At 66.7% G+C, this 22,043-nt stretch carries 21 protein-coding genes; 12 read left to right on the top strand and 9 right to left on the bottom strand.

The window, feature by feature from the left end; all coding sequences use genetic code 11:
• Positions 1 to 114: 114 nt before the first annotated feature.
• A complete protein-coding gene (locus tag ACOZ4N_RS18100) occupies positions 115 to 1,134 on the top strand; it encodes a phosphoribosylaminoimidazolesuccinocarboxamide synthase (protein WP_424017760.1) in 1,020 nt (339 codons plus the stop codon).
• Here the strand turns inward: ACOZ4N_RS18100 and ACOZ4N_RS18095 are convergent.
• Together ACOZ4N_RS18095 and ACOZ4N_RS18090 are read right to left on the bottom strand one after the other, a co-directional pair.
• Positions 1,131 to 1,484 carry a hypothetical protein gene (locus ACOZ4N_RS18095; protein WP_424017759.1) on the bottom strand — a complete coding sequence of 118 codons (354 nt, stop codon included), beginning with the start codon at positions 1,482 to 1,484 and terminating at the stop codon, positions 1,131 to 1,133. The genes ACOZ4N_RS18100 and ACOZ4N_RS18095 overlap by 4 nt on opposite strands.
• Before the next feature lie 272 nt (positions 1,485 to 1,756).
• Entirely contained in the window at positions 1,757 to 2,740 is a 984-nt protein-coding gene (locus ACOZ4N_RS18090) for a formyltetrahydrofolate deformylase (RefSeq protein WP_424017758.1), read from the bottom strand.
• Between the two features lie 175 nt (positions 2,741 to 2,915).
• Between ACOZ4N_RS18090 and ACOZ4N_RS18085 the strand changes: the two genes are divergently transcribed.
• Entirely contained in the window at positions 2,916 to 3,809 is an 894-nt protein-coding gene (locus tag ACOZ4N_RS18085) for a GAF domain-containing protein (protein ID WP_424017757.1), read from the top strand.
• On the top strand, positions 3,806 to 4,465 hold the full coding sequence (locus tag ACOZ4N_RS18080; RefSeq protein ID WP_424017756.1) for a DUF7504 family protein: 660 nt from the start codon (positions 3,806 to 3,808) through the stop codon (positions 4,463 to 4,465). The genes ACOZ4N_RS18085 and ACOZ4N_RS18080 overlap by 4 nt, the downstream gene beginning before the upstream one ends.
• On the opposite strand, the gene ACOZ4N_RS18075 is transcribed toward ACOZ4N_RS18080, so the two are convergent.
• The gene (locus tag ACOZ4N_RS18075) at positions 4,462 to 5,418 is read right to left on the bottom strand and encodes a ribonucleoside-diphosphate reductase (protein ID WP_424017755.1); all 957 of its coding nucleotides are present in this window, start codon (positions 5,416 to 5,418) and stop codon (positions 4,462 to 4,464) included. The two genes, ACOZ4N_RS18080 and ACOZ4N_RS18075, sit on opposite strands and share 4 nt — an antisense overlap.
• A gap of 175 nt (positions 5,419 to 5,593) precedes the next feature.
• On the opposite strand from ACOZ4N_RS18075, the gene purS reads away from it, so the two are divergent.
• The 5 genes from purS (at position 5,594) to ACOZ4N_RS18050 (ending at position 8,804) form a co-directional block, all read left to right on the top strand.
• Positions 5,594 to 5,851 (top strand): phosphoribosylformylglycinamidine synthase subunit PurS, encoded by a 258-nt coding sequence (gene purS, locus ACOZ4N_RS18070; protein WP_092688615.1) that lies wholly within the window; start codon positions 5,594 to 5,596, stop codon positions 5,849 to 5,851.
• Complete coding sequence (gene purQ, locus ACOZ4N_RS18065) at positions 5,848 to 6,525, top strand: phosphoribosylformylglycinamidine synthase I (RefSeq protein ID WP_424017754.1); 678 nt, start codon at positions 5,848 to 5,850, stop codon at positions 6,523 to 6,525. Before purS ends, purQ begins: the two co-directional genes overlap by 4 nt.
• Before the next feature lie 89 nt (positions 6,526 to 6,614).
• The gene (locus ACOZ4N_RS18060) at positions 6,615 to 6,908 is read left to right on the top strand and encodes a hypothetical protein (protein WP_424017753.1); all 294 of its coding nucleotides are present in this window, start codon (positions 6,615 to 6,617) and stop codon (positions 6,906 to 6,908) included.
• A gap of 294 nt (positions 6,909 to 7,202) precedes the next feature.
• On the top strand, positions 7,203 to 7,844 hold the full coding sequence (locus ACOZ4N_RS18055) for a hypothetical protein (RefSeq protein WP_424017752.1): 642 nt from the start codon (positions 7,203 to 7,205) through the stop codon (positions 7,842 to 7,844).
• 159 nt (positions 7,845 to 8,003) lie between these two features.
• On the top strand, positions 8,004 to 8,804 hold the full coding sequence (locus ACOZ4N_RS18050) for a BGTF surface domain-containing protein (protein ID WP_424017751.1): 801 nt from the start codon (positions 8,004 to 8,006) through the stop codon (positions 8,802 to 8,804).
• Positions 8,805 to 8,871: 67 nt separating this feature from the next.
• Here the strand turns inward: ACOZ4N_RS18050 and ACOZ4N_RS18045 are convergent, their stop codons facing one another.
• Positions 8,872 to 9,948 (bottom strand): archaeosine biosynthesis radical SAM protein RaSEA, encoded by a 1,077-nt coding sequence (locus tag ACOZ4N_RS18045; RefSeq protein WP_424017750.1) that lies wholly within the window; start codon positions 9,946 to 9,948, stop codon positions 8,872 to 8,874.
• A gap of 172 nt (positions 9,949 to 10,120) precedes the next feature.
• On the opposite strand from ACOZ4N_RS18045, the gene ACOZ4N_RS18040 reads away from it, so the two are divergent.
• Entirely contained in the window at positions 10,121 to 11,488 is a 1,368-nt protein-coding gene (locus tag ACOZ4N_RS18040; protein WP_424017749.1) for an NAD-dependent succinate-semialdehyde dehydrogenase, read from the top strand.
• Positions 11,489 to 11,718: 230 nt separating this feature from the next.
• The gene (gene gdhB, locus ACOZ4N_RS18035; protein ID WP_424017748.1) at positions 11,719 to 13,002 is read left to right on the top strand and encodes a glutamate dehydrogenase GdhB; all 1,284 of its coding nucleotides are present in this window, start codon (positions 11,719 to 11,721) and stop codon (positions 13,000 to 13,002) included.
• A gap of 172 nt (positions 13,003 to 13,174) precedes the next feature.
• On the opposite strand, the gene ACOZ4N_RS18030 is transcribed toward gdhB, so the two are convergent.
• The 3 genes from ACOZ4N_RS18030 to ACOZ4N_RS18020 form a co-directional block, all read right to left on the bottom strand.
• On the bottom strand, positions 13,175 to 14,578 hold the full coding sequence (locus tag ACOZ4N_RS18030) for an APC family permease (RefSeq protein ID WP_424017747.1): 1,404 nt from the start codon (positions 14,576 to 14,578) through the stop codon (positions 13,175 to 13,177).
• 173 nt (positions 14,579 to 14,751) lie between these two features.
• Positions 14,752 to 15,663, bottom strand: coding sequence for a D-2-hydroxyacid dehydrogenase (locus ACOZ4N_RS18025; RefSeq protein WP_424019970.1), 912 nt, complete (start codon positions 15,661 to 15,663; stop codon positions 14,752 to 14,754).
• 61 nt (positions 15,664 to 15,724) lie between these two features.
• The gene (locus ACOZ4N_RS18020) at positions 15,725 to 17,392 is read right to left on the bottom strand and encodes an aldehyde ferredoxin oxidoreductase family protein (protein WP_424017746.1); all 1,668 of its coding nucleotides are present in this window, start codon (positions 17,390 to 17,392) and stop codon (positions 15,725 to 15,727) included.
• Between the two features lie 219 nt (positions 17,393 to 17,611).
• On the opposite strand from ACOZ4N_RS18020, the gene ACOZ4N_RS18015 reads away from it, so the two are divergent.
• Positions 17,612 to 18,979, top strand: a complete 1,368-nt coding sequence (locus ACOZ4N_RS18015) for an aspartate aminotransferase family protein (protein ID WP_424017745.1) — start codon at positions 17,612 to 17,614, stop codon at positions 18,977 to 18,979.
• A gap of 115 nt (positions 18,980 to 19,094) precedes the next feature.
• Positions 19,095 to 19,580 (top strand): Lrp/AsnC family transcriptional regulator, encoded by a 486-nt coding sequence (locus ACOZ4N_RS18010; protein ID WP_424017744.1) that lies wholly within the window; start codon positions 19,095 to 19,097, stop codon positions 19,578 to 19,580.
• Between the two features lie 45 nt (positions 19,581 to 19,625).
• On the opposite strand, the gene ACOZ4N_RS18005 is transcribed toward ACOZ4N_RS18010, so the two are convergent.
• Both ACOZ4N_RS18005 and ACOZ4N_RS18000 read right to left on the bottom strand, forming a co-directional pair.
• Positions 19,626 to 20,846, bottom strand: coding sequence for a CaiB/BaiF CoA transferase family protein (locus ACOZ4N_RS18005; RefSeq protein ID WP_424017743.1), 1,221 nt, complete (start codon positions 20,844 to 20,846; stop codon positions 19,626 to 19,628).
• Between the two features lie 3 nt (positions 20,847 to 20,849).
• Positions 20,850 to 22,013 (bottom strand): acyl-CoA dehydrogenase family protein, encoded by a 1,164-nt coding sequence (locus ACOZ4N_RS18000; RefSeq protein WP_424017742.1) that lies wholly within the window; start codon positions 22,011 to 22,013, stop codon positions 20,850 to 20,852.
• Between the last annotated feature and the right edge of the window lie 30 nt (positions 22,014 to 22,043).

The raw sequence follows: 22,043 nt of genomic DNA, 5'->3' as shown, positions 1-22,043 counted from the left end.
CGGCCCCAGGAAGCCGGCGATAGTAACCCCTTAGTGACGCCGCGGGGACCTCCAGATAATGACTCCTGTATCAGCCACGCCCGCGGTCGGCCGCGGACCGACGGGGTGGGACCGATGACGAGCGTCAAGGACTTCCGCGTCGACCAGCCCGCCACGGCCACCGACCTGGGCCGGGGCGCGTTCGTGTTCACCGACGACTACTCCGTGTTCGACTGGGGGAAGATGCCCGACGACATCCCGAACAAGGGGGCCAGTCTCTGCGCGATGGGCGCGTACAACTTCGAGTTACTCGAAGACGCGGGCATCCCGACCCACTACGAGGGCGTCGTCAGCGGCGGCGAGGCCGTCCCGCTCGCCGAGGTCGCCGAGCCGCCCCGCGAGATGGCCATCGAACTCACGCAGGTCCCGGACCTGCCCCACGACGGCCGCGAGTACGACTACGACGCCTACTACGCCGAGGCGGGCGAGAACCACCTGATCCCCCTCGAAATCGTCTTCCGCAACACCGTCCCCGTCGGATCGAGCCTGCGGTCCCGCGCCGACCCCGCCGACTTCGGCCTGGACCACGACGAGTGGCCCGACGAGGTGGTCGACCTCCCCGAGCCGGTGGTGGAGTTCTCGACGAAACTCGAGGAGTCCGACCGGTACCTCGACCGCCAGGAGGCCGACCGGATCGCCGGCCCGGTCGACATCGACGAACTGGACGCCCTCGCGCGTTCCGTCAACGAAGTCGTCACCGAGCGCGCCGACGAGGTGGGCCTGATCCACGAGGACGGCAAGATCGAGTGTTTCCACTACGACGGCGAGATCCGGGTCGCCGACGTGGTCGGCACCTTCGACGAGAACCGCTTCTCCTACGACGGCCAGGAAGTCTCCAAGGAGGTCATCCGACAGTACCACAAGCGGACCCAGCCCGAGTGGGTCGAGGCCGTCGCCGCGGCCAAAGATCAGGCCAAAGCCGAGGACGTGGCCGACTGGAAGGCGCTCTGTGAGCGCGAACCCGAACCACTCCCGGATCACGTCGTCGACGCCGCCAGAGACCTCTACACGGCCGGAACGAACGCCTACATCGGTCGAGAACTGTTCGACGCGCCGCCACTCTCCGCGGCCGTCGAGACCGTCCAGCGCCTCTAGGAACCCGATCCGGACCCGGACACCCGGGGTCTGAAGAACCGTGCGGAGATCGGACCGGCGATACAGAGGACCCCGCCGATCGCCGTCGGAACGATCCACAGCGGTGCGCTCCAGATCAGGTGGAACGTCGTGACCGACAGCGCTATCGCGACGACGCCCCCGACCGGCGCGAGTTTCGGCTTCGAGAGCGCGAGCAGCCCCATCCCGGAGATGCCGACCCCCATGTTCATCACGAACAGGAGCGGCACGATGAACCCGAATCTGTCGTCCTGCGTCAGATAGCCCACGGTCAACATCCCGGCGAAGATGAGGACGACACCCCCCAGTTCGGTCAATTTGTTCGACACCATCGTTCCTGTAGTTTTTACACCCGACTTAATAAATGCACCCGATAAAATGCGGTATTTAATTATGGAGCAGATGCGGTTCAGCGTCCGGCGGTTCGCCGCTCGCCCGTTCGGAGGCCGCCCTGCGGTCGGCCGACCGTCGTTCCCGGCTCGCTACCGCTCGCCGTTCCACTTCGAGGCTGACTCATTCACTGCGTTCAACATCGTCAGCCTCGCCGCTCACGGGTCACTTCGTTCCCCGTTCGCGATTCCGAGGCCGCCTCTTTCGCTAGCGCTCAATCGTCGGCCTCACTCTCCTCTCCACCCTGACTCGCCACGATCTCGCCGAGTCCGTCGATAGGCCGGTCGGGATTGGCGTCGTCGAGCACCTCCGGCGACCCCAGTTGCACGTCGTCGGTGTCGAGGTCGTCGCGGAGCGTCGTCCGGCCGCGGTGGACGGAGACGGCGTCGTTGAGGTGGAGTTTGATCGCCTCGATGAGCGCCTCGGCCTCCAGCGGCTGGCCGATGCGCTGGAGGTCCTCCTCGCTGGCGTCGTCGGGGACGTTGAACGCCCGCTGGGTGATGATCGGCCCCTGGTCGAGGTCGGTCGTGACGTAGTGGGCGGTGACGCCCGCGATGCGGACGCCCTCCTCGATGGCCTGCATGTACGCCGACGCGCCGGGGAACGCGGGGAGCAGGGAGGGGTGGACGTTGATGATCCTGTTCTCGTAACGAAAGACCACGTCCGGGCTGAGAATGCGCATGTACCGGGCCAGCACGACGAGGTCGACCTCGTACTCCTGGAGGAGGTCGAGCAGGTGGTCCTCGTCGGGCGTCCCCTTCTCGTCGCCGATGTCGTGGAAGGGCACGTCGTACTTCTCGGCCAGCGGCCGCAGGTCGGGGTGGTTCCCGATGACGACGCTCACGTCCGCGCCCAGGTCACCGTTGGCCCAGGACTCGAAGATTGCCTCCAGACAGTGTGACTCCTTGGTCACGAGGACGGCCATGGTCTGGGTCTCGCGCTCGGCGGGGAACCGCACCTGGATGTCGACGCCGAGTTCGTCGCCGAGTTCGTCGGCGTCCTCCCGGAGTTTCTCCTCGGTACAGACCATCTCGGAGGTGTCGACGTGCATGGTCATCCGGAAGACGCCCTCCCGGACGGCCTGGTCGAGGTCCTCGATGTTGATGCCCCGCTCGAACAGCAGCGAGGTGACGTTCGCGATGAGGCCGGTGTCGTCTTCGCCGACGACGGTAATCTCAGTCAGTTTGTGTTTCTTCACGGTGACCACCTGCTAGCGTTGGCGACGACTGCAGTCATGCTCTCTCTCGGCAACGCCCGGCGAAAAAAGTTGTTTTTCGCGGTACTGTCGGCCCAGACACACAACGGTCGTCTCGGGAGCGTGAGGGGTGCCATAGACATTTGTACGTGGCGCAGTTAGCTCTGTCCAGTAGGGTATGCCGGTCACTGTGCTGTACGCCGACGGCGACGAGGAGAGCCGAACGGCCACAGCGAAGGCACTGTCGACGGCCGGGCTCGACGTTCACGAGGCCGCGACCCTCGACGCGGCGACGGAGACGCTGGCGACGACTGCCGTGGACTGCGTCGTCACGGCGTACGACCTCTCCGACGGACACGGGCTGGAACTGTTCGCGACGGTCCGGGAGACGACGCCGGACACGCCCTGTATCCTCTTTACCGACGTGACGACGAGCGAGATCGACACGACGGCCTTCGAGGGACTGGTCGCGGAGTACCTCCCGAGCGGGACTCCGAACGCGGCCGAGCGGTTGCGGGAGTTGATCGACGAACTCGTCACGCGCCGGAGTCAGGTCGGGTACCCGCTGCCCGACGACGAGGACGCACGGCTGGCGGCGCTCGAACGGTACGACGTGGAGGACGCTGCGACCCAGGCGGCGCTCGACCGCCTGACGAAACTGGCGGCCCACCACGTCGACGTGGACAAGGTGTTCATCGGCGTCGTCGGCGAGCACGAAGAACGGTTCATCTCCTGCCAGGGCGCGGATCTCGACCCACTGGAACGGGAGAACACGATGTGTACCCACGCGATCATCGAACCGGACGTGATGGTCGTCGAGGACACCCACGAGGACGCGCGGTTCGAGCACAACGACGCGCTGGACCGGCTGGACATCCGCTCGTACGTCGGGGCACCGCTGCACAGCCCCGACGGCGCGGCACTGGGGAGTTTCTGTCTCACCGACGACGAGCCGCGGGAGTTCACGGACGACGAGATCAGCTTCATCAGATTGCTGGCCGACGAGGCGGCCGAACAGCTCAATCTCAGACGGAAGCTCCGAGCGGCCCAGAGGGAGGTCGAGGACGGATGAGCCAGGACGCACAGCAACGCTATCAGTTCGAGGAGTTGCCGATCGAATCGGTTCGACCGGGGACGAACCTGCTGGTCGCAGGCCCGCCGTTCGCCGGGACGAAAGCGGTCGCGCTGCGGATGCTGGCGGCCGGCGAGCTGGCCGACGAGGGGCTCGTCCTGGTCGCCGCCGACGACACGGCCGAGACGATGCTGGAGGACTACACCGCGGTCGGCGGCACGTTCGACCGGGGGCGGATGGCCGTCATCGAGTGTGGCTCGCCGGGCGGCGACAGCGACGACGAGAACGTCCGGACCGTGCGCTCGCCGAGCGATCTGACCGGCATCGGCATCGAGTTCTCCTCGCTGTACGAGGGGCTGTACACGGAAGGTGTCGAGCGCGTGCGGATCGGGCTGTTCTCGATCTCGACGCTGTTGATGTACGCCGACGAACTCCAGCCGGTCTACCGGTTCCTCCACACGATCACCGGCCGCGTCCGGTCGGCCGAGGGGCTGGCGACCTGCGTGATCGACCCGACCGCACAGGACGAACAGACGATCAGTTCGGTCGAACAGACGTTCGACGGTCGCGTCGACGTGCGCCAGACCGACGACGGCGACCACCAGCTCCGCGTCCGTGGCCTCCCCGACCAGCCCGACGGCTGGCGAACCTTCTAGTCGGCGCTCGTACCACCGCGGTCCTCTTCCAGGGTCACCAGCTGTTCGACCGGCGGCAGTTCGGCGTCCTCCTCGGTCAGCACGTCGATCCGGCGACGCACCTTGTCGGTCGCGTACTCGACCAGCGGCGTCGGGTCCACCTCCTCGGTCCGCGTCGCCTCGACGGCCTCGGAGACGAACGGCAGGAGGTCCATGAGCGTGTCCTGCACGACGGCCTCGTCGACACCCTCCTCGTGGATGAGGTGCCGGACTTTGTGCATCCCGAAGCCGACGTGGCGGCCCTCGTCACTGCGAATGTAGTTGATCCCCTCGACCAGCCCCTCCAGTTCCGGCGTGTCGACGCCGTCGTCGTAGACGTCCGGGCCATCCTCGCTGAACCGCGCCGAGATACCGTAGTAGCCGGTCTGGGCCAGCACGCTCTCGACGGTGAGGTGGTAGTGACAGTAGGCTTTCGCGCGGTTCTCGGGCGTGTCGTCGGTCAGGAGCCGCTCCATCGCGTCCTCGGTCCGGTCGAACAACTCGACGTAGCCCTCGGGGAAGTACCGCTGGTCGGTCGGCTGGGTGACCTCGGCGTCGTCCTCCTGTTCGGCGACGGGGTTGATCACCTCGCGCCAGTAGCGGTCGAAAAACTGCGTGTGTTTGGCCTCCTCGTAGATCTGCGTGGAGAGGAACATCTGGTCGTCGATGTCTTCGAGGACCATCCCGAGCGGCATCAGGTCCTCCGTGACGGCCTCCTCGCCCGCGCCGAACAGCGCGAGCGTCGTCCGCAGTGCCTCGAAGCCCTCCTCGTCGCCGTCGAACGCCAGCAGGCGCTCGCGGTCCTGTTCGAGCAGTTCCTGCGGGATGTCCTCGTAGGGGTCCCAGTGTCGGTAGACGGCGTTGCGGAAGTACCCCCCGGCAAAGGAGTCCGGATCGATGCGCATGTCGCGACTGGTGTCCCTGATCTGTGTCATGGGATGGTACTTGCCCACACGACACTCGGGGTTAACCCTGGTGCCCCAGTGACGAGGACGTTTTAAACAGACCGACACTCGGTGAGTTTCTTTTGGACCGGTCTGCCGGGAAAGGAACACAGTCGGCCGGCGGAGATAACAAGCGTTAACGTCGGTGGTCACGGCACTCCCGACAATGACTGCGTACACCGCGACCGTGACGGTCCGGCTGAAACGCGGGGTGCTCGATCCGGAGGCCGAGACGACACAGCGCCAGCTCGAACGGCTCGGGTTCGATCTGGCGGACCTCCGGTCGGCCGACCAGTTCGAGATCGACGTGGATGCGAGCGACGCCGACGCGGCCGCCGAACGCGCCGACGAGATGGCCGAACGCCTGCTCGCGAACCCGACCATCCACGACTACGAGATCGACGTAACCGAACGGGACGCATGACGGTATCGGTCATCCAGTTCGGCGGGTCGAACTGCGACCGCGACGCCGTCCGCGCGCTCGACGAAATCGGCGTCGACGCCGAACTCGTCTGGCACGAGGACGGCCTCCCCGAAGACACCAGCGGCGTCGTCTTCCCCGGCGGCTTCTCCTACGGCGACTACCTCCGGGCCGGCGCGATGGCCGCCCGCTCGCCCATCGTCGAGGAGGTCCGCGACGTTGCCCGCGAGGGCACGCCAGTGCTGGGCGTCTGCAACGGCGCACAGATCGGCTCCGAGTCCGGTCTGACCCCGGGCGCGTTCACCACCAACCGGAGCGCGCGCTTCCAGTGTGAACACGTCCACCTCCGCGTCGAGAACGCCGACACCCCCTGGACCGCCGCCTACGACGAGGGCGAGGTCATCGAACTCCCCATCGCCCACGGCGAGGGGCGCTTCGAGGTCGCGGACGAACGGCTGGACGAACTCGAAGAAGCGGATCGGATCCTGTTCCGGTACTGCGACGAAGCCGGCGAGGTCACCGAGGACGCCAACCCCAACGGGTCGAAACACAACGTCGCGGGCGTGCTGGGCGAGCGCGACTCCGTCGCCGTGCTGATGCCCCACCCCGAACGGGCCGCACTGCCCGACATCGGCCCCACGGACGGCCAGGGCGTACTGGAAGGCTTCGCGGAATAGGCGCTCTCGGCGGCCGAGAATCCGTCGTTCGTTCTCTTTTTCCGGGAATCCACGGCAGACTGAAACCTCCACGACCCCCAGTTTCGAGTATGGCGACGACAGACGAGACCGTCGAGACCGAGCGCGTCTGGCTGGTCGAACGCACCTACGGGGACGACGAGCAGAACATGATCATCCTGACCTACGCCACGCCGGACGGCCGGCGGGACTACCGGAAGGAGCGGGCGCTCCCGAGTTTCACCGGCCCCGGCCGGTCGACGCAGGTGTCACTGGTCGTCGAACCGGGCAACCTCGGGACCGTCGACGACCCCGACACCAGAGCGCGGTACGCCGGCGAAGTCGAACGGATGCGCGAGAAACACGACCCCGACGACACGCTGTAAGGCGGCCGCTCGGCCGTCCGGAGGCCTCCCTGCGGTCGGCCTCCCGGCTCGCGGGTCGTCCCTCCCCGTTCGCCCAGTCCGAGATTCTCCCTGCGGTCGAATCTCCCGCCTCACGGGTCGTCCCTCCCCGTTCGGCCGCCGCCTCACGGCTCGCGTTCCTCCCCGTTCGGCCGCCGCCTCGCGGGTCACGATGCTCCCCGTTCGCCCTCCGCCTCGCGGGTCGTTCCTCCCCGCTCGGCCGCCGCCCAGCACACTTATCCGTCGGCTGACCGACATACCGACAGGTGACTCCCCGTGTCGAACATCGCACTCACAGCCGTCCTGTTGCTCGTCGGAATCGCGCTGACCGTCGGCGGCGTCTTCATCTACCGAACGGGACTGAAGCTGTTCGGGTTCCTGCTGGGCGGCGGCGGGGGCTTCTTCGCGGCCAGTACCGCCAGCCTGGGACCGATCCCCACCATCGCCGTAATCCTCCTGCTGGGCTTCGTCGGCCTCGCCATCGCCAACAAGGTGTACCTCGTCATGCTCGTCGTCCCCGGTGCGGTGACGGGGTTCGGCGCGGCGCTCGCGCTGACGGGGACCTCGATGAACCCGCTGACGAACCTGCTCGACCCCGTGATCCTCGCCGGGCCGGTCATCGGAGCGGTCCTCGCAGTGATCCTCCAGAAGGTCGTCGTCGTGTTCGTCAGCGCGGCCTGGGGCGCGGTGCTGATCTGGGCCGGCCTCGACGCGAGTGCGATCGTCGACCCGCTGGCGAACCTCTCGGTGCCGACACCTCCGACCTGGACCGGCGCGCTGATCGCCGTCGGCGTCGTCGTCCAGATCGCCACCTGGGCACTGCTGCGCCACTACGACGACGACGAACTCAAAGCGAAGATCAAGGGCCTGCTCGGTCGTGGCTCCGGCGGCAGTAGTCAGCCCGAAGGCGGCCTCTGACTGCGGTACGGGCCGACGCCGTTCGAGAGTTCGGAACAGTTTTCATCACTCATACTGAACGTCGGTTTGAATGACTCGTCGCCCTGAACGACGCGTCCGGCGGGCCTCCACCCGCTTCGAGTACCGCCAGTCGACCACCGTGGTCCGGAAGGTGCAACTGTGACGGACCGCCGTCTCGCCGCCGTCGCCGTCGTGATCGTCGCCGTCACGGCCGTCGGCACTGGCATGGCGCTCGGCGTGTTCGACGGTGGCCCAGCGGACGACGCCACCGACGGGACCGGGCCGAACGAATCAACCGTCGGCGACGACCCTGAAGTCGCACTCGTCACCGGTGACGACGACCGAATCCAGGTCGTCGGGACCGGTGGGCAGACGATACGTGGAACCACGGACCTCCCGCCAGGGAGGGCAGTCGAGTTCCGCGTCACGTCGACGGGACCCCAGCCGTGGGCCCGGACCGAGACGGTGAACGTGAGCGAGAACGGCACGTTCGCCGCGGAGATCGGCCTCTCGCTGGCCGACTGGAACGAGACGTTCCAGGTCGAAGTGGTCGACGCCGAGAACGGAACGCGACTGGCGAACGCGACCGGCGTCGTCGTCGCCGACGAGTACATGTCAGGGAGTCCAGCCGTCGCGCTCGGGCGGTCGAGTGGGAGCGTCATCCGCGTCGACGCGGCCCGGAATCGGTCGATGCGCGGCAAGACCGACCTCCCGGCAGGCACGGAGCTGGAGGTCGATTTCCGGTCGACCGGGTCCAACCCGTTCCTCGAGGACTTCGAGGCGACCGTCGACGCGGAGGGGACCTTCGGCGGGACCGTCGACTTCGGCGACGTGCCCGCGAACACGAGTTTCATCACCACCGTCTCGTACGCCGAGAACGGCACCGAGATCGTCGACACGCCCGGCGTGACGGTGCCACCGGGCATGTCGCACCCACGTCAGCGTTCAGAGACCAACTAGCGAGGCCTGCGGTCGGAGCTGTCGTTCGCGGAGACGAGCACGCGTTTCCCCGACGAGTGTGCTCGACTCACCGCACGAGCGGCTGGTTGTAGCCAGTCTCCCGCTCCAGCACGAGTTCCCAGGTTCGCTCGCACGCACAGGAGACCTGCTCGAACACCGACGGGTCCTGCCGGAGGTCGAAGTCCTTGATCGCCTTCTGGACGCGGTCGTCACACTCGCCGCAGTTGTGGGCGCCGCGGTCGCTCCCGTGGCCGACCGGGTCCGAGACGACGATGACGTCCTCGTCTGCGGTCGATTCCAGCACCTCGGCGACCGACCAGAGCCACGGCGGGCGATAGCCGCCCTCGTGGTAGAGGTCCTCGACCATCGTGTGGCGCTGGACGTTCGTGGGGTTCATCGAAACGGTGTGACAGCCCTCGACGGCGGCGCACTTCCGCACCGAGCGTTTCATGTCTTCGAGGGCATCCGGTTCCGAGAGGAAGGGCGGCTTCATCAGGAGGTAGGCCTTGATCCCCGCACCGGCCTCGCGGGCGTCGGCCGCGGCGCGTTCGAACTCGGAGAACTCGAAGTACTTGTTCACGCAGTCGCGGCGGACGCGGTCGGTCGCCGTTTCGAGGCCGACCGCGATGTCGGTCTCCAGGCCCTGGTCGGTGAAGTCCTCGATCTTCCCCCGGTCGACGAAATCGGGCAGGGACTCGACGACGATGCGGTCTCGATCCGAGAAGGTCTCCGCGATAGCCCGGCGGGTCTCGGCGGGGACCTCCCGCTCGTCGAGGAAGGAACCGGAGGTGTAGATCTTGATGAGGCCCGACGGATCGTCCGCGTTGTCGGCCTCGTGTTCGAGACACACGTCGATCTGGGCCATGAGGTCCTCGTGGGCGACGGAGCCGCCTTCGACGGATTCGGCGACGTAGCCACACATCGTACAGCCGCCGGCGCGGGCCCACCGACAGCCGCCGGTGTTGAGGATGATCGTCAGCGACTGGTAGACGCCGTCGGGCGTGTTGTCCTCGTCGATCCAGACCCGCGTGGGCTCGCGCGGGTCGTAGGTCTCGTCCTTGCGGGACCGGATCTCCCGCATCGCCTTGTTGTGGGCGTCCATCCCCTTGCCCTGCTCGTAGACCTCGGGGCTCGGCTTGCTCATTGCCACCGAGTAGCCGGTCGACGGGTAAATGCCCACCGTCCTGCCGGTCGATCACGACTGGCGACGTGGACGACGGTCGAGGTTCCACCGACACCAGCCTGTGCTAGATTCAGTCCAACTATATCTTATTCAGCGAAATTTTATACAAGAAACCACCGGAGTAGGAGACACGATGCAGAGCGTCGACCCAGCGACCGAGACACGGATAGACAGTTTCGACCGACACGACGGGGCGGCGGTCGAGGAGCGACTCGACCGGGCCCAGCGCGGATTCGAGGCCTGGCGGGAACGGCCCATCACGGATCGACAGGCGTTGCTCGCGGGTGTGAGCGACGTACTCGAAGCCAACGAGTCGGAGTACGCGCGAACGATGACCGCGGAGATGGGCAAACCGATCGGGCAGGCTCGCGCCGAGGTACAGAAGTGTGCGCGGGTCTGTGAGTACTACGCGGAGCGGGCCGGAACCTTTCTCCAGGACGACCGGGTGGCCGTCGAACCGGACGCGAAGACGTTCGTCGCCTACGAACCGCTCGGCCCGGTGCTGGCCGTGATGCCCTGGAACTACCCGTTCTGGCAGGTCTTCCGGTTCGCAGCGCCGGCCCTGGCGGCGGGGAACGTCTGCCTGCTCAAACACGCGCCGAACGTCCAGGGCTGTGCCGAAGCCATCGCCGACGTGTTCGAGGCCGCGGGCTTCCCGGAGTACGCGCTCCAGACGCTCCGCGTGGCCGACGAGACCGTCGCCGATGTCATCGCCGACGACCGCGTTCGCGCCGTCACACTCACGGGGAGCGTGGCCGCCGGCCGCGCCGTCGCGAGCGAGGCCGGCGCTCAGTTGAAAAAGACCGTGCTGGAACTGGGCGGGTCCGATCCGTTCGTGGTCCTCGACGACGCCGACCTCGACCGCGCCGCGGCAGTCGGATGTCAGTCCCGCACGTACAACTCCGGCCAGTCCTGCATCGCGGCGAAACGGTTCGTGGTCCACACCGAAGTGTACGACGAGTTCGTCGACCGACTCCGGACGGAGATGGCCGCCCTGACCGTGGGCGACCCCACCGACGAGGAGACCGATGTCGGACCGATGGCTCGCGCGGACCTCCGGGACGACCTCCACGACCAGGTCGAGCGCAGCGTCGCGGCCGGAGCGACGGTCGAACTCGGCGGGGAGCCACTCGACCGGGACGGATACTTCTACCAGCCGACCATCCTGACCGACGTGCCGTCCGACGCGCCCGCGGCGACGGAGGAACTGTTCGGCCCGGTCGCGGCCGTCTTCGAGGTCGAGTCCGAGGCGGCGGCGGTCACCCTCGCCAACGACACGGAGTACGGGCTCGGAGCGACGGTCTGGACGGACGACCGCCAGCGTGGCGAAGCCGTCGCACGGAAGATCGAGGCCGGCTGTGTCTTCGTCAACGAGTTCGTCACCTCACACCTCGAACTCCCGTTCGGTGGGGTCAAAGACTCCGGCTACGGGCGGGAACTCTCCGAGGCGGGCATCCGCGAATTCGTGAACCGGAAGTCCGTCTGGGTGTCCGATCCCTGACTGCCCGAGGCACCGCCGCACGTCGGTTCCGTGCCGGTGTCGAGACGGATCAGGTGAGACGCACCCCACACGACCCTCACCGGAGGATCTAGGTACAGTCTCCAGGTACGGCTTTTTATCGTATTCAATTCAACTTTGAACAGTTTTCTCGTACACAAAAGAACTAAATGAGATATTGTTGAACTAGGTCGCGTCCGTCGAGTGGGCGACCACTCCGGACAGGAGACACGATGGCAGAGTCAGCACACGCGGATACGACGACGGACAGGGACCCGGAATCGGCGCTGGAGACGGCTCGACACCAACTCGAACGGGCGGCGGCACACGTCGACGTCGACGAGGGCGTCGTCGAGCGACTGAAACACCCCACCAAGGTGCTCAGCGGGTCGATCCCGCTGGAGCGCGACGACGGCACCGTCGAGGTGTTCACGGGGTACCGGGCACAGCACGACGACGTGCGCGGGCCGTACAAGGGCGGTCTGCGGTATCATCCGGACGTGAGCGAAGACGAGTGCGTTGGACTGGCGATGTGGATGACCTGGAAGTGCGCGGTCATGGACCTCCCGTTCGGCGGTGCGAAAGGCGGCATCGTGGCCGATCCGAAGGAGTTGAGCGAGGACGAGCGCGAACGACTCACCCGCCGGTTCGCCGAGGAGATCCGCGATTTCGTCGGCCCGACCAGGGACATCCCCGCTCCGGACATGGGGACCGACGCCCAGACGATGGCCTGGTTCATGGACGCGTACAGCATGCAGGAAGGCGAGACGGTTCCCGGCGTGGTCACCGGCAAACCGCCGCTGATCGGCGGCAGTTACGGCCGTGCGGAAGCGCCGGGGCGGAGCGTCGCCATCGTCGCCCGTGAAGCGGCGAACTACTACGATCTGGCGCTCGACGACGCGACGGTCGCCGTCCAAGGCTTCGGGAGCGTCGGCGCGAACGCCGCGCGACTCCTCGACGAGTGGAACGCGACCGTCGTCGCGGCCAGCGACGTGAACGGCGGCGTCTACGATCCGGACGGGCTGGACACACAGGAGATCAGCGCCCACGAAGAACAACCGGAGGCCGTGACGCGCGTGGACGCGGCGTCGGCGATCACGAACGCCGAGTTGCTGGAACTCGACGTCGACATCCTCGTTCCGGCGGCCGTCGGGAACGTGCTCACCGAGGCCAACGCCGACGCCGTCGCGGCCGACATCGTCGTCGAGGGAGCCAACGGCCCAACGACGACGGCGGCCGACCGGATCTTCGCCGAGCGTGACGTTGCCGTAATTCCGGACATCATCGCGAACGCCGGCGGCGTCACCGTGAGTTACTTCGAGTGGTTACAGGACATCAACCGTCGCCAGTGGACGGTCGAACGCGTCCGGGAAGAACTGGAGTCGGAGATGCTCTCGGCGTGGGCCGACGTTCGTCGCGAGTTCGAGGCCCGCGACGTGACCTGGCGCGACGCGGCGTACATCGTGGCCCTCGCCCGTGTCGCACAGGCAAAGAGTACGCGCGGCCTCTGGCCCTGATCGCCGAGTCGCCGCCCGCCGGCCGTCGCCGGTTATCGGCGCGGTTCGGCGCTGTCGTCCGCGGACTGTGCCCGTTCTGACGGAGATGTCGGCCAGATTCTGCCCGCCCATAGCCGTGCGTCTCGAATTGACGGGTGATGGCCGGAACCCGAAGCGCCGCGGTTCGTGCCGATCAGTCGCCGTCGAAGCCGTGAGCCTCGACGTGTGTCTGGCCACCGGAGAGACGCGACTGGACGACCAACCCGGCACCCAGCAGGACCCACAGGAGGACGATGCCCCACTCGAAGGGCCACTGGAGCGCCGACGGCGCACCCGGCAGGTACATGCCGACGAATCCGAGCGTGAGCGCCAGTGCGAGGACGCCGACGGCTTTCCCGGCCGGGAGTTTCAGCGGCCGATCCATGTCGGGTTCGCGGACGCGCAAGACGAGGAAGGAGACGACGACCATCACCCACGCGACGACGATCCCGAAGCCGCCGGCGTTGACGATCCAGACGAGCATCTGTTCCCCGAACAGCGGCGCGAACACCGACAGCCCACCGATGAGAGCCAGCGCCCGCGACGGCGTGTCGGTGTCCTCGTCGACCGTGGCCAGCGTCTCGGGCAACATGCCGGACTCGGCCAGCGCGTAGATCGCGCGGCTCCCGCCGAGCAGGAAGGAGTTCCAGCTGGTCAGGATGCCGGCGATACCGGCCAGTGCCATGAGCTTCCCGATCACGGCGCTACTGAACAGCGCCTCCATGGCGGCGGCCGCGGGCAGCGAACTCTCGACGAGGATGGCCCCCGGGAGCGCCCGTCCCGACGCCCAGATGACGAGGATGTAAAACAGCGCGGCGACCGACACGGAGGCCACGATGAGCAGGCCGAGTACCCGTTCGGAGACGTCGGCCTCCCCGGCGGCCTGCGGGATCACGTCGAACCCGACGAACATGAACGGCGTCATGATCGCGACGGTGAGGACGCCGGCCAGCCCGGAGTCGGCGAAGGGCGGCGTCGACGTGGTCTGCCCGTTTGCCACCGCACCGATGGCCAGCGTGATGCCCGCGAGTCCGATGACCAGCGTCAGGATCGTCTGGAACTGCGCCGCCGGCCGGACGCCCTTGTAGTTCAGGTACGTCATGACGATGGCACCGACGCCGCCGACGAGGACCCAGGTCCCGTAGACGGTCTGGCCCGCGATGGACCAGAGCGGAATGGCGTTGAACCCGGGCACCACGTACGCGAGCGCCGAGGGGAACGCGACGACCTCGAAGACGACCACACCCACGTACCCCAGTATCAGCGCCCAGGTGCAGACGAACGAGCCGATCGGTCCCAGCGCACGCATGCTGTAGACGTGTTCACCTCCGACGAACGGCATCGCCGACGCGAGTTCGCCGTAGATGAGCCCCACGACCGCGACCATGAACGCGCCGAGGACGAACGCCACGACCGATCCCGTGACACCGCCCTGATCGATCCAGTAGCCCGACTGGATGATCCATCCCCAGCCGACCATCGCACCGAACGCCAGTACGAATACGTCCCGTTTCGAGAGAACACGAGAAAACTCGTTATCCGTTTGTGCGTCACCCATACCCAGTTGTTTGGAGTTGGGTATATATAATTTTCTGAGTTCGAGTATCCTCATTATTCTCGGATTGAATCCAACACACGCCAGTCTGCAAGAACGAGAGTCGTACGAGGTACAGTTCGGGGGGTGGTCGGACCGCGAGTGTGTCGGTGGCGTGTCGTGGGGACGGGCGACGTTCACCCGCGCTGCACGACGTTTTCCAGGGGCGTCGAGCCCCCCTCGTCGAGCAGTGACCGGACGTTGTCGGCGAGGATCGACGCCAGCCGGGGCCAGTGCTCCGGCGTGTGTCCGGCGGTGTGGGGCGTCACGAGTGCGTTGTCGAGCGTCCAGAGCGGGTGATCGGCCGGGAGCGGTTCGGGATCGGTCACGTCGAGCGCCGCCCCGCGGAGGCCGCTGGTCCGAAGGGCGGCGACCAGCGCGTCGGTGTCGACGACCGGGCCACGGGCGACGTTGACGACGACGCTCGACGGCTCCAGTGTCGCCAGCGCGTCGCCGTCGATCAGGTGCCGCGTCACGTCCGTTAGCGGACACGCGAGTACGAGATAGTCCGTCCGGGCGAGCGCCTCGTGGATCGCGTCGTAGCCGAACACGTGGTCTGTCGGCGCACCTTTCTCCGGGGAGTGCCGGACGCCGATGGTCTCGACTTCGAAGCCGGCGAGGCGGTCGACGACGGCCGTACCGACGGCACCGAGCCCGACGACGGTCACCGTCGACCCCTTCAGTTCCGTCGACTGGACGTGTCGCCAGACACCGCGCCGGTTTCGCTCCCAGCTCACGTGCAACCGGCGGGCGAACGTGAGCAGGGAGCCGAGTACCTGTTCGGCGATGCCCGGGGCGTGGATGCCACTCGCGTTCGTCACCGTCACCCCCCGCTCCGCGAGCGCGTCGAGTGGGAGGTGGTCCGTCCCGGCGAACGTGCAGGCGAACAGCGCCAGCGACTCGGCGCGGTCCAGCAGGTCCCGGTCGATGTCGTTGCCGGTGACGACCGGGGCCGCCCGAACGAGGGCACGCTCCGCGTCGGGCGTCCGGGCGAGCGAGACGGTGTACTCCGGGAGTCGGGCGGCGAGTTCGTCCGCGTAGTCACGCATCGAGAGCCCCTCGGTGCCTTCTCGCAACACGACAACGTCGGGGTCGGTCCGGGACACGGAGCTACTCCCCGGCGACGATGGGTTCGTCGGGGACCGTGCCGTCGGCACGCCAGCCACGGATCTCGTAGTACTCGTCGAGGGCGTCCTCGAATCCGGGCAGGTCGTAGGGCAGACGGTCGTCGGCGCGGTCGACGCCGCGCTGATTGTTGAAGTGCCGTTCGAGGGCGATGACCTCCGCACCGACGGCCAGCAGGGCGGTGATCGGCCGGCCGAACAGTTCCTCGAGTCGGTCGTGGGTCAGGAAGTCACGCGAGAACCGACAGATGATCCCGCAGTCTTCGAGTGCGCGCTGGTTCTCCTGCCGGACGAGCAGTTCGGGTTTCCCGTCGAGCCCCTGGCGGTCGACGGCGGCGTCCTCGTCGACCAGCGGATACTCGTAGGAGTAAAACACCGCGAACATGTGGTCGGCCCCGCGGGTGGCCGTCGCGTACCCGAGCCCCTGGCCGTTGAGGGTGCGGCCGTCGTGGGCGGGGAACTCCATACCCTTGACCGACCAGTTCGCGACGCCGAGTTCGTCGTGGATGCGGTCGATCCCCTCCGCGAGCAGGTCGCCCTCGTCTTCGCGGTGGGCGATCTTCGCCACGAGGTCCTCGATGAGGTCGACGTTGCCGAACTCGTCTTCGGCCGCGAGGTAGGCCGACACCACGTCGCCGGTACTGATCGTGTCGAGGCCGAACCGGTCGCACTGTTCGTTCGAGCGCATCACGTCCACCACGTCGTCGACGCCCGCGTTCGACCCGAACGCCATCACCGTCTCGTACTCCGGCCCCTCGGTCTCGATGCCGGTCTCCTCGTCCCGCGTCGGGAGTTTGCAGGCGAACGCACAGGCCGAGCAGGTCCCCTTCTCGAACTTCTTGGCCTCGACGGCGTCGCCGCCGATGTCCCCCGCCCCCTCGAACGACAGCTCCGAGAAGTACCGGGTCGGGAGCGCCTCGATCTCGTTTGCGTACTCGGTGACGCTGGTCGTCCCCTGTCGTTTCATGATGTGGTCGCTCGTCGCCGCCTCGCGGTGGACCTCCATCTGCATGTCGGGCACGTCGAGATCGGGCGCGGCGTCGCCGTCGAACGTGACGGCCTTGACGTTTTTCGCGCCCAGCACCGCGCCGAGCCCGCCCCGCCCGAACGCGCGCGTCTCCGAAGTCATGATACACGCGAAACGAACCTCGTTCTCGCCGGCCGGCCCGATGACAGCCGTGTTGTCCACGTCCAGGTCCGGCCGCTGGGTGAGGGCAGCGACGGTCTCTGGCACCTCCGCACCGGCCAGTTCCGGGACGGGCTCGAACTCGACGCCATCATCCGAGACGTGGACGGCCACGAGTTCGTCGCTCTCGCCGCGGAACTCGACCGCGCCGTAGCCCGTGGCCGCGAGATTGCGCGAGAGGAATCCACCGGCGTTCGACGAGAGGAGCCCGTCGGTCAGCGGCGAGACGGCGGTACAGTTGGTCCGGCCGGTGAAACTCATATTCGAGGCCTGCATCGGCCCCGTGGTGAAGTACAGGCGGTTCTCCGGACCGAGCGGCTCCGCGTCGAACGGAATCCGGTCGTGTGCCAGTCGCGTCGCCACGCCACGGCCGCCGATGAACGACTCGAGTACGTCGTCGATGGATTCGGTTTCCGTGCGCTGGGCGGTCAGGTCTACCGACAGGAGGTCGCCCACTGTGTGAAGCATCACTCGACGGATACCGACACTCGATATTAAATCCTCGTATTAAGTAACACTCAGTCCAATATTTTCTATATCTGTAGGATAGCATCCAACCAATGGCGCATCCGGAACGGGGCCCCCGACTCACTGGACACCCGTCAGGTTAGCGAACTAAATCCAGTAATACACCATGATCTTGTACTGGATACAAAGATTTAGTATCTAGTAGGATTTTGTTCTACTATGGCTGTAGAACGGGCGTTCGACGACCTTCACTTCGCACAGGAGCCGACGGTCGAGACGGAGATCCCCGGACCGGAGTCGAAGCGACTCATCGAACGACAGCGAGAGATCGACAGTAGCGCCGTCGCGTATCCCAAGGTGGTTCCGATCGCCATCGACGAGGCAAAGGGCGCGACGATTCGTGACGCCGACGGGAACACGTTCCTGGATTTCTTCGCCGGCATCGGCGTGTTGAACGTCGGCCACTCGAACCCGTACGTGATGGAAGCGGTGCAGGAACAGACCGAGAAGGTCGCTCACACCATCGACTTCCCGACGGAGGCACGGCTGGACCTGATCGAAGCGCTGAACGACATCGCGCCGGGCGCGCTTCCCGACAACAACCGCGTCGTCTTCGGTGGCCCGACGGGCAGTGACGCCATCGAGGCGACGATCAAACTGGCCAAGTACAACACCGGCGGCGACGGCCTCATCGCGTTCCGGGGTGCGTACCACGGTGGGAGCGCCGGCGCGCTCAGCCTCACGGCCGGCAAGAAGTACAAGGAAGACTACACGCCGATGCTCCCGAACGTCCACCACGTGCCCTACCCCTACGCACACCAGCAGGGACTGGACCCGGAGGAAGCCGGTGCCCGGGCGCTGGAGAACGTTCGCGAACTCCTCGAAGACCCGTACAGCGGCCTCGCGAACCCGGCGGGGATCTGGGTCGAACCCATTCAGGGCGAGGGCGGGATCGTCACACCGCCGGAGGGATTCCTGCCGGGCCTCAAGGAGATCGCGGACGACAACGGCATCCCGCTCATCGTCGACGAGATCCAGACCGGGTTCGGCCGCACCGGCGAGTGGTTCGCCAGCGACCACTTCGACGTCACGCCCGACGCCATGCCCATGGCCAAGGCCATCGGCGGAATCGGCCTCCCGCTGTCGGGGACGATGTACCACGAGGACCTGGACACCTGGGACGCCGGCGGTCACGTCGGTACCTACCGCGGCAACGCCCCCGCGATGGTCGGTGGCGTCCGCGCCATCGAGTACATCCGGGACAACGACCTGCTCGCCCACGCCCGGGAGGTCGGCAGCTACATCCGCGACCGCCTGCGCGAGTCCGCCGGCGAGAACGAGCGCCTCGTCGACGTTCGCGGTCGGGGCCTGTTCGTCGGTGCGGAGTTCGCCGACGCGGACGAGCAGACCGGCAAGGAACTCGTCGAGGCGATCCAGCAGGACTGCTACGAGCGCGGTGTGCTGGTGTGGTCGGCCGGCCGCCACGGGAACGTGCTCCGACTGATCCCGCCGCTCGTGCTGACACAGGAACAGGCCACCGCAGGGATGAACGTCGTCTGCGACGCCATCGAACGACACGCGCCCTGACCGCCCGCAGGCCAGCACACTGCGGATCGATCACCGCCGAACGGGGCCTCGAACGCCCCGACCAGTATACATTTATATGTTCACCCGATCATTGGACAGTATTCAGAAGTCGCCCATGGATGAGAAGGATATTCAGATTCTGACCGCGATCGCCAGAGAAGGCACAGCCAGTCCGGACGAGATCGAAGACGCGACCGACATCCCGAAATCGACGGTCCACTACCGGCTGAACCAGCTTCGCGAGTCCGGCGTCATCACCAACGACCTCTACGACATCGACCTGAAGAAGGTCGGTCTCTCCATCACGCTCATCTCCGAGGTCTGGGCGGAGTTCGAGGAGGGGTACCACGAGAGCGTCGGCGAAAAGCTCGCCGAGGTCGAAGGAGTCAACCAGGTGTACTTCACGATGGGGGACACCGATTTCGTCGCCATCGCCCACGTCGCCAACCGCCAGATGGTCGAGTCACTCGTCGAGGACTACGAAGCCATCGACGAGATCGAACGGACCTCCTCGAAGTTCGTGATCACGACGGTCAAAGACGAGCAGAACCCGCTCAACGACTTCGAGGTCGAGACGCTGATCGAAGCGCTCGCGGACTGACCCGAACGAGACCACGCCGTTCGGATCGGCTCCCGACGGCGCGGCTCAGATGACGTCCCGCTCGGCGAGGTCGGCGATCGTCGCTTCGTCGTACCCGAACTCGTCGAGGATCGCTTCGGTGTGCTCACCCAGCAGTGGCGGGTGTCGGTCGATCTCGGTCGGCGTCCGCGAGAAGTGCATCGGGCTCCCGGCCATCTCCACGGACCCGATCGTGGGATGGTCGACGGTCCGGTGCATGTCACGGGCCTGTACCTGCGGATGCTCGAACACGTCCTCCATGTCGCGGACGCGACTGACCGGGACGCCGGCTTCCTCCATCCGTGCGACGGCCTCGGCAGTCGAATACTGTTCGAACTCCTCGTCGAGGATTCGGTCGAGGTCCGAGCGGTTCGCGACGCGGTCGGCGTTGACGGCGAAGCGCTCGTCGTCGATCAGGTCCTCCCGGTCGAGCGCCCGGCAGAACTTCGGCCAGAGGTTCTCGGAGGCGGTGGCGACGACGACGTAGCCGTCGCTGGTCTCGAACGCCTGATAGGGCGCGATGGTCGGGTGTTTGCTCCCCATGCGACCCGGCGGGTCGCCGGTCGCGAAGTAGTACGACGCCATATAGCTCATCCAGGCGACCTGACCGTCGAGAAGGCTCACGTCGATCTTCTGGCCGGTCCCGTCGCCAAGTTCCCGGTAGAGCAGCGCCGCGAGGATGGCCTGCGTGGCGTACATCCCGGCCCCGATGTCGGCGATGGCGACGCCGACGCGCACCGGCGGCCCGTCTTCCTCGCCGGTGATGCTCATCAGGCCGCCCTCGGCCTGCATCATGATGTCGTAGGCCGGGCGGTCCTTCTGTGGCCCCCACTCGCCGTAGCCCGAGAGCGAGCAGTAGACCAGTTCCGGGTTGGCCTCGCTGAGCGTCCCGTAGTCCAGTCCCCATTCTTCCATCTTCCCGACCCGGAAGTTCTCGACGAGTACGTCGGCCTCGGCCGCCAGATCGCGGAACACCTCGCGACCCTCCTCGCTGGCGAGGTTCAGCGTCAGCGAGCGCTTGTTGCGATTGATGCTGACGTAGTAGGCGCTCTCCTCGCCGTAAGTCGGCGGGTGCCAGCCGCGGGTCTGGTCGCCGCCGTCCGGCCGTTCGACCTTGATCACCTCCGCACCCAGATCGCCCAGTTGCATCGTACAGAACGGGCCCACGAGGACCCGCGAGGCGTCGAGGACGGTCAGTCCGTCGAGGGGCTGCTCGTCACCGTCGGACGTGCGTGCTTCTCCAGTCATGGCTCACTCGTAGGCTGCGAAGCCGGTCAGATCCTCCCCGAGGATCAGGGTGTGGATGTCGTGGGTGCCCTCGTAGGTGTAGACGGTTTCGAGGTTCGCCATGTGACGCATCGGGGAGTAGTCGGCGGTGATCCCGTTGCCGCCGAGGATTTCGCGGGCGATGCGGGACTGGTTGCGCGCCATGCGGACGTTGTTGCGCTTGGCCATCGAGACGTGCTGGGGGCGCATGTCGCCGCGCTCCTTGAGGTCGGCGAGCCGGTGGGCGAGCAACTGGGCCAGGGTGATCTGGGTAGCCATCTCGGCGAGTTTGTCCTGCTGGAGCTGGAACCGGGCGATCGGCCCGCCGAACTGCTCGCGGTCGGTCGCGTACTGCCGGGCCGTCTCGAAGGCGTCCCGGGCCGCACCGATAGCGCCCCACGCGATCCCGTAGCGAGCCTGCGTGAGACACCCGAGGGGACCGCCCATGCCCTCGACGCCGGGGAGGATGTTCTCCTCGGGGACGTACACGTCGTTGAGGCCGATCTCGCCGGTGATCGAGGCCCGGAGCGAGAGTTTCTCGTCGATCTTGTTCGTGCTGACGCCGTCGCGGTCGGTCTCGACGAGGAAGCCCCGGACGGGCGTGTCGGGGTCGGTCCGGTCCCGCGCCCAGACGATCGCCACGTCGGCGATGGGGGAGTTCGTGATCCAGGTCTTCGAGCCGTTCAGCACGTAGCCCTCGTCGGCTTCCTCGGCGCGGGTCTCCATCGCGGTGGGGTTCGAGCCGTGTTCGGGTTCGGTCAGGCCGAAACAGCCGACGGCTTCGCCCGAACCGAGTTTGGGCAGCCAGTGTTCCTTCTGCTGCTCGCTGCCGTAGGCGTGAATCGGGTACATGACGAGTGCGCCCTGGACGGAGGCCATCGAGCGCAGGCCCGAGTCACACGCCTCCAGTTCCTGCATCAGGATGCCGTAGGCTTTCTCGCTGACGTTGGGCGAGCCGTACCCTTCGAGGTTGGGCGCGTAAAAGCCCATCTCGCCCATCTCCGGGATGAGGTCCTTCGGGAACGTGCCCTCGATCCAGTGTTCGCCGATGTCGGGCCGCACCTTCTCGTCGACGAACTCCCGCGCCGACTCCTGGATCATCCGCTCTTCTTCGGAAAGGTCCGCCTCCACGCCGTAGTAGTCGAGCATGGGACGACCGTCACACGCTGAAACCAATAG

Origin of the sequence: Halorientalis pallida (assembly GCF_049605515.1) — an archaeon.
Classification (GTDB): domain Archaea; phylum Halobacteriota; class Halobacteria; order Halobacteriales; family Haloarculaceae; genus Halorientalis; species Halorientalis pallida_A.
The sequence above is the reverse complement of the archived record's forward strand: the minus strand, read 5'-3'. Positions and strand labels throughout refer to the sequence as shown.